Below are 12,766 nucleotides of genomic sequence, written 5' to 3' on the forward strand. Positions count from 1 at the left end.
TCCTGACTGTCACCCGGTCTGCTCGCCGGTACGAGTCACCTCGTAGCCCAGCAGTCGCTCGGCTTCCTCGATACCGCCCTGCAGGTCGCCGACCGCGTTCATCTTCGACAGGTCCAGGCCGATCGTCACCAGCGTCAGCGCGATTTCGGAGGACAGGCCGGTGATGATCACGCTGGCACCCATCAGCCCCGACGCGTCGACCGTCTGCACCAGGTGGTTGGCCACCGTCGAGTCGATGGTCGGCACACCGGTGATGTCGATGACCACCACCTTCGCGCGGTTGGCGCGGATGGCGCGCAACAGCTGTTCGGTGACCTGGCGCGCGCGCTGGCTGTCCAGCACACCGATGATCGGAAGGATCAGCAACTGCTCACGCACCTGCAGCACCGGCGTCGAGAGCTCCCGGATCGCCTCCTGCTGCTGGCGGATGATGCGCTCACGTTCCTGCACGAAGCTGACCGCCACGGTGTTGGCGATCCGGTTGGCGGCCGGCTCGTAGGCGTCCAGCACCCGGTTGAGCATCTCGAATTCGGTCTGGTATTTCTCGAACAGCGAGCGCGCCAGCACGTCGCGGAGCAGCAGGACGATCCCGACGACCTCGTCGGTTTCCACGCCTCGGGGGATGATGCGTTCGGACAGGTCGCGGGCGTAGGCCTGCAGCGCCTCGACGCTACCGGTCTCGAGCACCTCGACGTAGTTGTCGTAGACGGCCGTCGCTTCGGAGAAGAGCTCCTCGGGGGTCATCGCGGTGAGCAGCTCGGCCTCGGTGATGCGGCGGGCCCATTCCTCCCGCAAAACGGTCCGGTTCTGACGCAGATGCTGAACTAGCTGGGGCAACAGCCCCTCGCTGGAAATGCCGACGACTTGCGCTGCGGTGCCGGTACTGGTGAAATCCGACGTCGAATCTGACATATGGCCTCCCCAGGCCTCCCGAGTACACGTCACGCACTGCGGTCTGCAGTTCCTTTTTGCGAGACTAGCCTGGGTTGTCGCGGGCCACGTGTAGAGGGCATATTCTTCTCGCAGTTCGTAACGCAGGCTAGGGTTGAACAACGCTTAAGGCATTCAAGGCCCAGGACAAAGGATTGCCATTGTCAGCTCCTGATTCGATTACCACGTTGGTCGAGGACCACGACGGCGTTTCCGTGGTCAGTGTCAGCGGCGAAATCGATTTGGTCACGGCTCCTGCCCTGGAACAGGCCATCGGCGCGGTTGTCGCGGAGAGCCCCACGGCACTGGTCATCGATCTGTCGGCGGTGGAGTTCCTCGGTTCGGTCGGGCTGAAGATCCTGGCGGCGACGTACGAGAAGCTGGGCAAGGACACCGGGTTCGGCGTGGTCGCACGCGGCCCGGCCACCCGACGGCCGATTCACCTGACCGGTCTGGACAAGACCTTTCCGCTGTATCCGACGCTCGACGACGCGCTGACCGCGGTGCGGGACGGCAAACTCAACAGCTAGCGATTCCCGCGCCGCCGGGCGCGCCGGGTGCGATGATCACGGCTATGGACGTCGACCATCCGCAGGACGACCAGCGGTGGGATCGCCGTGAACGTGGCGAAACCGAAGTGCAACGGCTGGACCGCAATTGGAACAGCCTGCTGCAGGAGCTGCGCGTGGTCCAGACCGGGGTGCAGCTGCTGACCGGCTTCCTGCTGACGCTGCCGTTCCAGCAGCGTTTCGATGTCCTCGGACGCCCCATGCGCGATGTCTATCTGGCCACGGTGATGTGCGCGGTGTGCTCGACGGTATTGCTGATCGCCCCGGTTGCGATGCACCGGATCCTTTTCCGGCGCCATCGGCTGCAAGTTCTCGTCTCCGCCGCTCACCGCTGTGCCTATGCCGGGCTGGGGCTGCTCGGCCTGGCGCTGATCGGCGTCACCACCATCATTTTCGCGGCGGTGTCCGGGCGGAATGTGGGCCTCGTCGCGGGCGCGTGCGCGCTGCCGCTGTTCATATTCTTTTGGTTCGTGCTGCCGTTGATGCTGCGCACTCGCGGCATGTGAAAGCGCCCGCGGTCAGCGTCCCGGAGTGAGCGCCGCGATCCGGGTGGTTTCCAGATGGTCGAGCAGGTCTTGCGGATCGGCGAAGATCGGGTCGGCCCCGGCCTCCCGCAACTCCGCGCCGGCGATGCCGCCGCTGAGCAGCCCGATGCACGGCACGCCCGCGCCCGCCGCGGCGTGCGCGTCCCACACGGCGTCCCCGACGAACACGGCGTGCCGGGCATCCACCCCGGCTCGGTCCAGCGCGACCCGCACGATCCCGGGTTCGGGTTTGGCGGTGTCGACGTCCCGGGACGACGTCGTCTCGGAGATGACGTCGTCGCAATCGAGCACTTTGCGCAGGATCTCCAATTCGTCCTCGGGCGCCGAGCTGGCGAGCACGACCTGCAGCCCCAGCTCGGCGACGCGGCGCAGCAGGGCGCGGGCTCCGGGCAACGGTTCGAGCAGCGCGGTGATCTCGCGGTAGTACCGGCTGTGCTTGTCGCTGAGCCGCTCCTGCACGTCGGCCGGCGCGTCATCGGACAGCGTCCGCACCAGCCTCGAGCCGTCCATGCCGATGCAGCGGTGGATCCGCCACGACGCCACCACGATGCCTTCGGCGTCGAACGCGCGCTGCCACGCGTGGACGTGCAGGTAGTTGGAATCCACCAGGGTTCCGTCGACGTCGAACAGGACGGCGGGCGCACCTCCCGCATCCGGTTGCAACGTCATGTGGCGGGGCATACCCACGTCGGGCCCGGCTGACACCATCCGGCGGGTGATCGGGAGACGGCGGCCGGTTCACGTCCGTTCATTCGTGCGAATAACGCTGGTGCACAGGGGTTCTCGCGACCACCCAGAGGGTATCGCCCCCGGAGCCGCGTGCTCGGTCACGCCGGACCGCATGGGGGAATCCTGACACGCGGACCGCGCCGAAAATTTCTTATCTCGGATCGGTGTAGGGCGTGCATTAACGGGGTATTGCCTGCGCCACGGGTGAGTACAAGAAAGTGCGTCAGCCCGTCTGAGAGCAGGGAGGAACTCCGATGGCGACCACCACTGACTACGACGCACGCCGTGTATCCGACAACGACACCCAGGAAAAGTCCTCGCTTCGCGAGCTCGCGCCGACCCTGCACGGGGCGGGAACCACCGTGGTCGACGAGGACCCGAACGATGTGCACTTCTTCGAGCTGCCCGGCGCCGACCTGTCCGGGGAAGAGCTGACGGTGACCGTGATCCCGCAGCGGGCCGACGAGTTCACCTGCTCGAGTTGCTTTTTGGTGCAGCACCGCAGCCGGTTGCGTCGCTCCAGCGCCGGCCTCCCGGTCTGCGCCGACTGCGCGTAACGCTCGACGGTTCACCGGATAGCTCCCCGCGGCCGCGCCGCGGCGTCGCCTCGCGCCTGCCCCGAGATGTCACAGGCTTGAACTAGGTTCATCGGCAGGTCTGCGTCGGCGCGAAGGGCACGTTGAGGAGTCATGGAGAAGATTCTCGGGTCGCTCCTCTTGCTGGGGTTAGCTCTCCCTTGGTATTTCACGCAGCGGGCCACCGGCAGCCCGCCCGCGGGATTTCTGGCCGGCCTCGGCGGGCTCGCGGTCGCGGTCGCCCTCCTGTGGTGGCTTTCGGTGCAGCGGGACCGCTATCAGGCCGACGCACACCGCCGGCGCGACCTCAAAATCGCGAAATCCGGGCTGCGGGCCATCGATCGAATGTCCGGTACCGAATTCGAGGAATTCGTTGCCGCGCAGCTGCGCATCGCGGGCTACAGCGTCACGCCGACGGCGAGCACCGGCGACTACGGGGTGGACCTCATCGCCAAGAAGGACGGCGTCCGCATGGCGGTGCAGTGCAAAAGGCTGGCCAAGGCCGTCGGCGTCGCCGCGGTGCAACAGGTCGTGTCCGGTTCGCTACACCACGATTGCAATCGGACGGTCGTGGTGACCAACCAGACGTTCACGAAGGCGGCCCGCCAACTGGCCATCACCCACCAATGCCGTCTGGTCGGGCGCACGCAACTGCGGAGCTGGACGCGGGTGGCGCCCATCCCCGTGCGGGGCCCCCGCCGCGCACCCAGCGTCGCGCCGGGCGGCGGCGCCGGGAACCAGAGCTAGAGGCCGCGAGATACCCAGGGCCGCAGCGCATTCCGGTGGCTGCGAACGCGTTCGCGTCAGCGCCGGGTCGTGTCCTCGATGACCCGGCGCGCGATGACGCGCAGCGGGGTGTTCATGCTCTGCGACAGTTTGATCAGCGTGTTGAACGCCGTGTCGTCATCGAGGTCATAGCGCTCCATCAGGATGCCCTTGGCCTGCCCGATCGTGTCGCGGGTGCTCAGGGCTTCCCTGAACTGCTGGGCGCGCACGACGTTGCTCCACGCCAGGGCACCCAGCGTGGCGAAGACGGCGGCCACCCGGCGGGAGTCGTCGGAAAAGGCGTGCGGGCGTTCGGCATAAAAGTTCAGCGCTCCCATGCTCAGCTCGTCGGCGTACATCGGCAGTGACAGGATGCTGCGCACCGGGGTGTGGGCGAGCGCGTCGGCCTGATACTTCGGCCAGCGCGTGTCGGCCGCGAGGTCGTTGATGACGACGACCTTCCGGGTCCACGCGGCGTGCACGCACGGCCCTTCGAGGTGGCGTTGCTGGAACTCGTCGAGCAACCTGGCGCAATCGTCCGTGACCGAGGGGGTGCTGACCTCGTTCTTCCGGCTGGTGACGGTGATCCCCGCCTCCTGCGCCCCGGGCACCCAGCGCGCCGCCGCCCTGGTCAGCTCGTCCAGCACCTGCGGGAAGTCCGCCGCGTCGGCGGAATAGATGGCGCGCAGAACGTCGGTGAGCAGGGTGAAATCTTCGAGATTGGTCACTGAATGTCGCCTTCGTGCGTCGAGACCGGTTACAGGCAAAATCCCGCGCCGTTTCAGCAGCCTGCGGTCTCGCAAGGCGATCATTGGTCAGTTATGACGGCGACGAATGTCAATGCTGTCTGCTCAGCATTACGGTGAGATCCACTATATCGGCCGGGTTTTGGGCGATTGCGCCCGCACCGGATGGGCAGACCTAACTGGTCGGGGTGGCGGGATTCGAACCCACGGCCTCTTCGTCCCGAACGAAGCGCGCTACCAAGCTGCGCCACACCCCGCCTGAAGCTCCGACAGCCTATCGCACCGGGCTATCGGGTGGCCAAACCGCGGTGCGCCACATCACTCCCACGAGCACGAACGCTCGAACTCGACCAGCGCCGCGGCGGGGCCCGTCGGATCCAGTCCCTGTTCCGCGACCCACTCGTCGCTGAAGTACGTGTCGCGGTAGCGGTCGCCGCTGTCGGCGAGCAGCGTGACCACCGAACCGCTGCGGCCTTCGGCGACCATCTCGGCGAGCAGGCCGAACGCGCCCCACAGGTTGGTGCCCGTGGACGGCCCCACCCGGCGCCCCAAAACGGCGCTGACGTGGCGCGCGGCCGCGATCGAGGCCGCGTCGGGGACGGCCACCATGCGGTCGACGACGCCGGGGAGAAACGACGGCTCCACCCGCGGCCGGCCGATGCCCTCGATGCGCGACGACGTGGGCATCACCAAGTCGTTCAGGTCGTCGCGGCCATGGGCGTAGGCGGGAAAGAAGGCGGAGTTCTCCGGGTCGACCACGCACAACCGGGTGGCGTGCAGTCGATAGCGGATGTAGCGCCCGATCGTCGCGCTGGTTCCGCCGGTGCCCGCGCCGACCACGATCCATTCCGGGACGGGGAAGCGCTCCTCGCGCATCTGCTCGAAGATCGACTCGGCGATGTTGTTGTTGCCCCGCCAGTCGGTGGCGCGTTCGGCGTTGGTGAACTGGTCCAGGTAGTGGCCGCCGGTTTCGCGGGCGACGCGCTCGGCTTCGGCATACACCTCGCTGGAGCTCTGCACGAAATGGCAACGGCCGCCGTGGGCTTCGATCAGCGCCACCTTCGATGCGCTCGTCGCCGCCGGCATCACCGCGACGAACGGGAGCCCCAACAGGGCCGCGAAATAGGCCTCCGACACCGCCGTCGAACCCGAGGACGCCTCGACCACCGTGGTGCCCTCGTCGATCCAGCCGTTGCACAGGGCGTAGAGGAACAACGAACGGGCCAGCCGGTGCTTGAGGCTGCCGGTGATGTGGGTGGTCTCGTCCTTGAGGTACAGCGCGACGTCGACGTCGCTGCTCCACCGCGAAGGCAGCGGATAGCGCAGCAGGTGGGTGTCGGCGCTGCGACGCGCGTCGGCATGGATCAACCGGATCGCGTTGTCGGTCCAGCAACGTGAGCGGCTGCGGACCGCGATCCGGGTCCGGTCGGTCAACGCACCGAAGCTGTTGGCTGCGAACGGCTCAGGTCCCTGGCCGCGCCGCGGTCGCCCATCGGGGTGGCGATCAGGGTCAGCATGGTCGCCTCCGGCCGGCAGCAGAACCGCACCGGCGCGAACGGCGAGGTCCCCATCCCCGCGGAGACGTGCAACTGCATGTGCGCACCCCACCGCGACGGCCCCTTCGCGCGTGAGCGGTCCAGGCCGCAGTTGGTCACCAGGGCGCCGTAGAACGGCAGGCACACCTGGCCGCCGTGGGTGTGTCCGGCCATCACCAGTTGATAGCCGTCGGCGGCGAAGCGGTCCAGCACCCTGGGCTCCGGGGAATGGGTCAGCCCGAGCCGCAGGTTCGCCGCCGGACTGGCCGGGCCCGCGATGGTGTCGTAGCGGTCCCGGTCGAGGTGCGGGTCGTCCACGCCCGCGGCGGCGACGTGCAGGCCCGCCACCTCGAACTCGCGCCGAGTGTGGGTGAGGTCGAGCCAGCCGCGCTCGGTGAACGCCGCCCGCAGGTCCTGCCAGGGCAGCGGCTCGCCGCGGACCCGGTGCGACGGGTTGGTCACGTAGTTCATCGGGTTCTTCAGGCGCGGCCCGAAGTAGTCGTTGCTGCCGAACACGAAGACGCCCGGCCGCGACAGCAGGTCACCCAGGGCCTGGACGACCGCCGGGACGGCCTTCGGGTGGGCCAGGTTGTCGCCGGTGTTGACGACCAGGTCAGGCTCCCAGCCGGCCAGCTCACGCAGCCACGCCTGTTTGCGCCGCTGGCCGGGCGTCATGTGGAGGTCACTGATATGGAGCACGCGCAGCGGGGTGGAGCCGGGGCTCAACACGGGCATGGTGATCTCGCGCAGGACGAAGGCGTTGCGCTCGATGATCGCGGCATAGCCGAGGCCGGCGACGCTCGAACCGAGCGCCGCGACACCGGCACGTATCAGGACGGGCAAAACAGCAGCCATGGTGGCAGCCTACTGCCGGCCGCGGACCGGCAGCGTATCTCTTGCGTCACGCCGCAATCACGCCTCGCCGTACGACGATGCGGCCCGCGAAGCGGGGTGCGGAGGAGTGCGGCAATCGGGTCTCGCCGTGCGACGATGCGGCCCGCGAAGCGGGGTGCCGAGGAGTGCCGCAATCGGGTCTACGGCGGCGGCGCACCGGGCGGGGCCGGCGGCGGCGGCGCCATCAGGGGGATGGTGATCGGCGGCAGCCCCGGAATCTCGACGACCTGCGAGCCGACCGGCACCGGCGCCCCTTCGGGCGGCGGCGGCGGGGCGGGCGGGATGCCGTTGCTGACCTGAATGGTGATGATCGAGCCCGGAATCGTTGCGCCGCTCGGTGTCGTGCCGACCACCTCGCCCTGCTTTGCGCTGCTGTTGACGAAGTTGTTCTGGTCGGCGACCTGGAAGCCCGCCTCCTTGATGCGCGCGCGTGCCGCATCGATGTCCAGGCCCGCCACGCTCGGCACCCGCGACCCGGGCGAGCCGTCGACGTAGCGCGGGTCGGTGGGCGGCAGTTGCACCGGCCCGAAACTGGTGGCGATCGGCTTCATCGCGGTGAACCACGTGCGCGCGGGCTCGTTACCGCCGTACAGGTCGCCCTCGCCGCAGTGCCGCAGCGGGGACGAACACAAATCCGTGGGGTTGGTGGAGTCGTCGTAGATGTAGTTGGCCGCCGCGTAGTGGTTGGTGAATCCGACGAAGCCCGAGGACCGGTGGGCTTCGGTGGTGCCCGTCTTACCGGACATCGGCAGGTCCCAGCCCGCCGCGCCGGCCGAACCGGCCGCCGTGCCACCGCCCAGCGCGTCCTTGCTCATCGCGTTGGCCAGGGTGTTGGCCAGGCCCTCGGGGACCACCTGATCGCAGGTCTCGGTCGTCACCGCGACCTCATTGCCCTTGCGGTCGACCAGCTTGTCGATCGGGTTCGGCGGGCACCAGGTGCCGCCGGAGGCGAGGGTGGCCGCGACGTTGGACAGTTCCAGCGCGTTCACCTCGATCGGGCCCAGGGTGAACGAGCCGATGTTCTGCCGTTTGACGAAGTCGGCCAGGCTCTCGTTGCTGTCGGGGTTGTAGTCGCGGGCGGTGCCCGGGTCGGCGTAGGACCGCAGCCCGAGTTTGATCGCCATGTCCACCGTGCGCGTCACGCCGACCTGCTGGATCAGCTTGGCGAACGCGGTGTTGGGCGAGGTGGCCAACGCGTCGGTCACGTTCATCGACCCGCGGTAGTTGCCGGCGTTGACCACGCACCAGTTGTCCTTCGGGCAGCCCTTGGCCCCGCCGCTACCCATGCCCTTCGCCTGGAACCGTCCCGGCACCTCGAGGGTGGCGTTGATGCCCATCCCCATGTCCAGGGCCGCGGCCGTCGTGAAGATCTTGAACACGGAGCCCGCGCCGTCGCCGACCAGGGAGAAGGGCTGCGGTCGCATGGTCTGGCCGGCGTCGACGTCCAGCCCGTAGGTGCGGTTGCTGGCCATCGCCATCACCTTGTGCGACGTCTTGCCGGGCTGGATCACGCTCATCACGCTCGAGATGCCCGGCAGCGTCGGGCTGGCGAACTTGTCGATCGCCGACTTGACCGGGAGCTGCACGTCCGGGTCCAACGTGGTCTTGATCAGATAGCCGCCCCGGGCCACCTGTTCCTTGCTGATCCCGGCCCGGGAGAGGTACTCCTGCACGTAGTCGCAGAAGAACGCCCGATCGCCCGCCGCGATGCAGCCGCGGGGCAGCTCGTTGGGCTGCGGCAGAATCCCCAGCGGCGCGGCCTTGGCGGCTTGCAGCGCCTCGGCCTCCTGCGGGATGTTCTCGATCATGGTGTCCAGCACCAGGTTTCGCCGCGCGAGAGCGCCCTCGGGGTTGGTATAAGGGTTGAGCGCGCTGGTCGATTGCACCATGCCCGCCAGCAGCGCCGCCTGCTGCCAGTTCAGGTCGGAGGCGTTGATCCCGAAGTAGGTCTGGGCGGCGTCCTGCACGCCGAACGAGTTGTTGCCGAACGACACCAGGTTCAGGTACCGGGTCAGGATCTCGGGCTTGGTGAAGGTCTTGTCCAGCGTCAGCGCCATCCGGATCTCGCGCAGCTTGCGCGCCGGGGTGGTTTCCACCGCCGCGCGCTTCTCCGCGTCGGTCTTCGCGGTGACCAGCAACTGGTAGTTCTTGATGTACTGCTGCTCGATGGTCGAACCGCCGCGCGTGTCCACGTCACCGCGCGCATAGCCCGCCAGCCCGGTCAGCGTGCCCTTCCAGTCCACCCCGTTGTGGTCGGCGAACCGCTTGTCCTCGATGGAGACGATCGCCAGCTTCATCGTGTTGGCGATCTTGTCGCTGGGCACCTCGAACCGGCGTTGCGAATACAGCCAGGCGATGGTGTTGCCCTTGGCGTCGACCATCGTCGTCACGGCCGGCACCTCGCCCTCGAGCAGCTGCGCGGAGCCGTTGGCGACCACTTCCGAGGCCCGATTGGACACCAGTCCGATGCCACCGGCGACGGGAAAAAGGAGGGCGGTGGCGACGACGCTGGCCAACAAACAGAACCCCGCGAGCTTCAGAATCGTGAGCGCGGCCGGGGGGCGGTCTGACATAGGTACTACAGTAGCGGCCTCCAGTCACGCCGCCACGCTGCAACTTCACCCGAAAATTTTCCGCTGCTGGGGCCCCGGGCGCGCGTTGAGAATTTGCGGTTGCGTCACAGGTCAGACGGGTAGCCGAGTGGGCAAGATCACTTCCCCGCCCAATTTTTTGTACGAGACGGCACGTTCGTCCCAAAAAATGCGTTATCGGACTGTTGCGCAATTGGCACCTGACCACCTAACTTAGACACACGGTGAGATTCAGGTAACACCGATGTACATGGTGAGGCGTAGATCGCAGGGTTGGATCTGCACCCAAGGAGGGCGGCCGTGACGGGCGGCCGGTAGGGAAAGGGAACGATTCGTGTCACCAATACGGCCGGCGGCGCGTAGGACAAACATTGCAGCCGCACAAGGTGTACTCCGCAGCGTCGATGCTGAAGATCGGATCGCTTGGGTCTCGAAGGCGCTATGCCGCACGACCGATCCCGACGAACTGTTTGTCCGTGGCGCGGCCCAGCGCAAGGCGGCGGTGATCTGCCGCCACTGCCCGGTGATGCAGGAGTGCGCGGCGGACGCGCTGGACAACAAGGTCGAGTTCGGGGTGTGGGGCGGCATGACCGAGCGGCAACGCCGCGCGCTGCTCAAGCAGCACCCCGAGGTGGTGTCCTGGGCGGACTTCTTCGACAAGAGCAGAAGCCGCACCGCCGGCTGACCGAACGCCGCAGCGCTGCGCCCGCTGGTCGGGGTGGCTCGGCCTAAGCGACCGACGTGATCTGGTCGGCGAGGGCCCGCAGCGCTTCCAAATCCGAAACGTCAAACGGCAGCGACGGAACGCCGATGACCGGCACGTGCGGGTTGGCTCCGGTGAATCGGGACAGCAATCTGACTTCCCGCTTGGCGGTTTGGGCGCGGTCGGCATGAATTTGCAACACGGCGGCGGCCAGCGGCGCGGATTCGGGGTCGGTCCCGTGTTCGAGCATCTCGGTGGCGTCGATCGCCCGCTCGGCCGGCAGGGAGCACAACGTCGGATGCGTGCGGTTCAAGACCAGCCCGGCGAGCGGCATCCCTTCCTGCGACAGCCGGTCGACGAAGAAGGACGCCTCGCGCAGCGCGTCGGGCTCGGCCGCCGACACCACAACGAATTGCGTGCCACGCCTTTTCAGCAGCGCGTACGTGCGATCGGCCTTTTCCCGGAAGCCGCCGAATGTGGCGTCCAACGATTGCACGAACGCGGCGGCGTCGCCCAGCATCTGTGAGCCCAGGATCGTGGACATCGCCTTCATGGCCAAACCCATTGCGCCGGTGACCAACCGGCCGATGCCGCGGCCCGGCGCCAGCAACAGCCGCCACAGCCGGCTGTCCATGAAGCTGCCCAGCCGCTTCGGCGCGTCCAGGAAGTCCAGCGCGTTGCGCGACGGCGGGGTGTCGACGACCACCAGGTCCCAGCGATCCTCGGCCAGCAGCTGCCCCAGTTTCTCCATCGCCATGTATTCCTGCGTGCCCGCAAGCGAACTGGCGACGGTCTGATAGAACTGGTTGTCCAGAATCGCTTGTGCGCGACCGGGTCCGGAGTATTGGACCACCATTTCGTCGAAGGTGCGACGCATGTCGAGCATCATCGCGTGCAACTCGCCGGGCACCTCCGCCGCCAGCGGGACTCGCTGCGGGGTGTTGCCGAGGTCGTTGACCCCCAGCGCCTGGGCCAGCCGCTTGGCCGGGTCGATCGTCAAGACGCAGACGTTGCGACCGTATTCGGCGGCGCGCAGCGCGATCGCGGCGGCGGTGGTCGTCTTGCCCACACCGCCCGCGCCGCAGCACACCACCACGCGGTTCGATGTGTCGGCCAGAATAGCGGCCATATCAAGCGGTTTCGGCGTAGTGCTCATCGAACTCCCTGCTGCGCAAGCGATTCCGACAGCTCGTAAAGGCTGCCCAAATCGACACCGTCGGAAATCGCCGGAAGCTGCAGCCGCGGCACCTTCAAGGCATCGAGCTGCTGTGCGATCTCGGAGCGCGTGGCGATCACCGTCGCGTGCTCGATGGTCTCGGTCAGCAACCCGGCGAAGTCGTTGTCGTTCAACGTGATTCCGGCCTTTTCCAGCCCGGCTCGCACCGAGTCGGCGTCGATGTCCCCCTCGGCGGCCTTCGCCAGATCGGCCGGCTGCAGGTAGGAGGGGATGTTGCGGTTGACGATCACGCTGCCGATCGGCAGCTGCATCTCGGCGAGCTCCTCGATGGCTTCCAGCGTCTCCTGGACGGGCAGCGCCTCCAACAGGGTGACCAGGTGAATGGCGGTCTGCTCGGAGTGCAGCAGCTTCACCACGCCGTCGGCCTGCGAGTGCACCGGGCCGCCCTTAGCCAGATCGGAGACGGCCTTGGTGACATCCAGGAACCGCGCGATCCGTCCCGTCGGCGGGGCGTCGACGACGATCGCGTCATACACCGGGAGCCGATTCTTGTCGACGCGTATCACCGTCTCTTTGATCTTCCCGGTGAGCAGCACGTCGCGCAGGCCGGGCGCGATGGTCGTCGCGAACTCGATCGCACCGATGCGCCGCATCGCGCGGCCCGCGATGCCCAGGTTGTAGAACATGTCGAGGTATTCCAGGAACGCGGCCTCGATGTCGATCGCCAGGGCGTTGACCTGACCGCCGCGTTCGGCGGTCGCGATCTTCACCTCCTGATACGGCAGGGGCGGGACGTCGAAGAGTTGCGCAATCCCTTGGCGGCCCTCGACTTCCACGAGGAGGACTTTGCGGCCCCCGGCCGCGAGCGCCAGCGCCAGCGCCGCCGCGATCGTCGACTTGCCCGTACCGCCTTTGCCGGTCACAAAATGTAAGCGGGCCTTGGTCAAGCGCGCCGGCCAGCCGACGGCGCTACCACCGCTCGATGTGGTTGCCACCTTCGCATGCTA

General features: G+C 67.5%; 13 protein-coding genes and 1 tRNA gene. 5 read left to right on the forward strand and 9 right to left on the reverse strand.

Annotated features, from left to right (window positions below):
• Positions 1–9 precede the first annotated feature (9 nt).
• Entirely contained in the window at positions 10–912 is a 903-nt protein-coding gene (locus tag AC0KTM_RS26890) for an STAS domain-containing protein (protein WP_009954780.1), read from the reverse strand.
• A gap of 179 nt (positions 913–1,091) precedes the next feature.
• Between AC0KTM_RS26890 and AC0KTM_RS26895 the strand changes: the two genes are divergently transcribed.
• Both AC0KTM_RS26895 and AC0KTM_RS26900 read left to right on the forward strand, forming a co-directional pair.
• Positions 1,092–1,460 (forward strand): STAS domain-containing protein, encoded by a 369-nt coding sequence (locus AC0KTM_RS26895; protein WP_225326148.1) that lies wholly within the window; start codon positions 1,092–1,094, stop codon positions 1,458–1,460.
• Between the two features lie 44 nt (positions 1,461–1,504).
• Positions 1,505–2,005, forward strand: coding sequence for a DUF6328 family protein (locus AC0KTM_RS26900; protein ID WP_225326149.1), 501 nt, complete (start codon positions 1,505–1,507; stop codon positions 2,003–2,005).
• A gap of 12 nt (positions 2,006–2,017) precedes the next feature.
• Here AC0KTM_RS26900 and AC0KTM_RS26905 read toward each other — a convergent pair whose 3' ends face one another.
• Positions 2,018–2,713: an HAD family hydrolase gene (locus AC0KTM_RS26905; protein WP_238955613.1), complete on the reverse strand. Its 696-nt coding sequence runs from the start codon at positions 2,711–2,713 to the stop codon at positions 2,018–2,020.
• A 314-nt stretch (positions 2,714–3,027) separates the two neighbouring features.
• On the opposite strand from AC0KTM_RS26905, the gene AC0KTM_RS26910 reads away from it, so the two are divergent.
• Positions 3,028–3,330 carry a DUF4193 domain-containing protein gene (locus AC0KTM_RS26910; protein WP_225326151.1) on the forward strand — a complete coding sequence of 101 codons (303 nt, stop codon included), beginning with the start codon at positions 3,028–3,030 and terminating at the stop codon, positions 3,328–3,330.
• A gap of 132 nt (positions 3,331–3,462) precedes the next feature.
• Positions 3,463–4,095 carry a restriction endonuclease gene (locus AC0KTM_RS26915; RefSeq protein WP_238955614.1) on the forward strand — a complete coding sequence of 211 codons (633 nt, stop codon included), beginning with the start codon at positions 3,463–3,465 and terminating at the stop codon, positions 4,093–4,095.
• Positions 4,096–4,151: 56 nt separating this feature from the next.
• On the opposite strand, the gene AC0KTM_RS26920 is transcribed toward AC0KTM_RS26915, so the two are convergent.
• The 5 genes from AC0KTM_RS26920 to ponA2 form a co-directional block, all read right to left on the reverse strand.
• Positions 4,152–4,841 carry a GAF and ANTAR domain-containing protein gene (locus AC0KTM_RS26920; protein WP_238955615.1) on the reverse strand — a complete coding sequence of 230 codons (690 nt, stop codon included), beginning with the start codon at positions 4,839–4,841 and terminating at the stop codon, positions 4,152–4,154.
• A gap of 198 nt (positions 4,842–5,039) precedes the next feature.
• Positions 5,040–5,116, reverse strand: a tRNA-Pro gene (locus tag AC0KTM_RS26925).
• Positions 5,117–5,177: 61 nt separating this feature from the next.
• On the reverse strand, positions 5,178–6,293 hold the full coding sequence (gene cds1, locus AC0KTM_RS26930) for an L-cysteine desulfhydrase Cds1 (protein WP_238955616.1): 1,116 nt from the start codon (positions 6,291–6,293) through the stop codon (positions 5,178–5,180).
• Positions 6,290–7,249, reverse strand: coding sequence for a metallophosphoesterase (locus AC0KTM_RS26935; RefSeq protein ID WP_238955617.1), 960 nt, complete (start codon positions 7,247–7,249; stop codon positions 6,290–6,292). The genes cds1 and AC0KTM_RS26935 overlap by 4 nt, the downstream gene beginning before the upstream one ends.
• Positions 7,250–7,428: 179 nt before the next feature.
• Positions 7,429–9,861 carry a transglycosylase/D,D-transpeptidase PonA2 gene (gene ponA2 / locus AC0KTM_RS26940; protein WP_225326156.1) on the reverse strand — a complete coding sequence of 811 codons (2,433 nt, stop codon included), beginning with the start codon at positions 9,859–9,861 and terminating at the stop codon, positions 7,429–7,431.
• Between the two features lie 352 nt (positions 9,862–10,213).
• Between ponA2 and AC0KTM_RS26945 the strand changes: the two genes are divergently transcribed.
• Positions 10,214–10,564, forward strand: coding sequence for a WhiB family transcriptional regulator (locus AC0KTM_RS26945; protein WP_225326157.1), 351 nt, complete (start codon positions 10,214–10,216; stop codon positions 10,562–10,564).
• Positions 10,565–10,607: 43 nt separating this feature from the next.
• Here the strand turns inward: AC0KTM_RS26945 and bagB are convergent, their stop codons facing one another.
• Positions 10,608–11,738: an ATPase BagB gene (bagB, locus tag AC0KTM_RS26950; protein ID WP_238955618.1), complete on the reverse strand. Its 1,131-nt coding sequence runs from the start codon at positions 11,736–11,738 to the stop codon at positions 10,608–10,610.
• On the reverse strand, positions 11,735–12,754 hold the full coding sequence (gene bagA / locus AC0KTM_RS26955; RefSeq protein WP_225326159.1) for an ATPase BagA: 1,020 nt from the start codon (positions 12,752–12,754) through the stop codon (positions 11,735–11,737). The genes bagB and bagA overlap by 4 nt, the downstream gene beginning before the upstream one ends.
• Positions 12,755–12,766 lie beyond the last annotated feature (12 nt).

This window comes from Mycobacterium sp. NTMscope_Eco_3 (assembly GCF_976985685.1).

Bases quoted from the DNA above. Each gene is read 5' to 3' on its own strand.
- ponA2 (WP_225326156.1), bottom strand. From the start codon at position 9,861: ATGTCAGACCGCCCCCCGGCCGCGCTCACGATTCTGAAGCTCGCGGGG.
- AC0KTM_RS26910 (WP_225326151.1), top strand. From the start codon at position 3,028: ATGGCGACCACCACTGACTACGACGCACGCCGTGTATCCGACAACGAC.
- AC0KTM_RS26935 (WP_238955617.1), bottom strand. From the start codon at position 7,249: ATGGCTGCTGTTTTGCCCGTCCTGATACGTGCCGGTGTCGCGGCGCTC.
- AC0KTM_RS26890 (WP_009954780.1), bottom strand. From the start codon at position 912: ATGTCAGATTCGACGTCGGATTTCACCAGTACCGGCACCGCAGCGCAA.
- AC0KTM_RS26915 (WP_238955614.1), top strand. From the start codon at position 3,463: ATGGAGAAGATTCTCGGGTCGCTCCTCTTGCTGGGGTTAGCTCTCCCT.
- bagB (WP_238955618.1), bottom strand. From the start codon at position 11,738: ATGAGCACTACGCCGAAACCGCTTGATATGGCCGCTATTCTGGCCGAC.
- AC0KTM_RS26905 (WP_238955613.1), bottom strand. From the start codon at position 2,713: ATGACGTTGCAACCGGATGCGGGAGGTGCGCCCGCCGTCCTGTTCGAC.
- AC0KTM_RS26900 (WP_225326149.1), top strand. From the start codon at position 1,505: ATGGACGTCGACCATCCGCAGGACGACCAGCGGTGGGATCGCCGTGAA.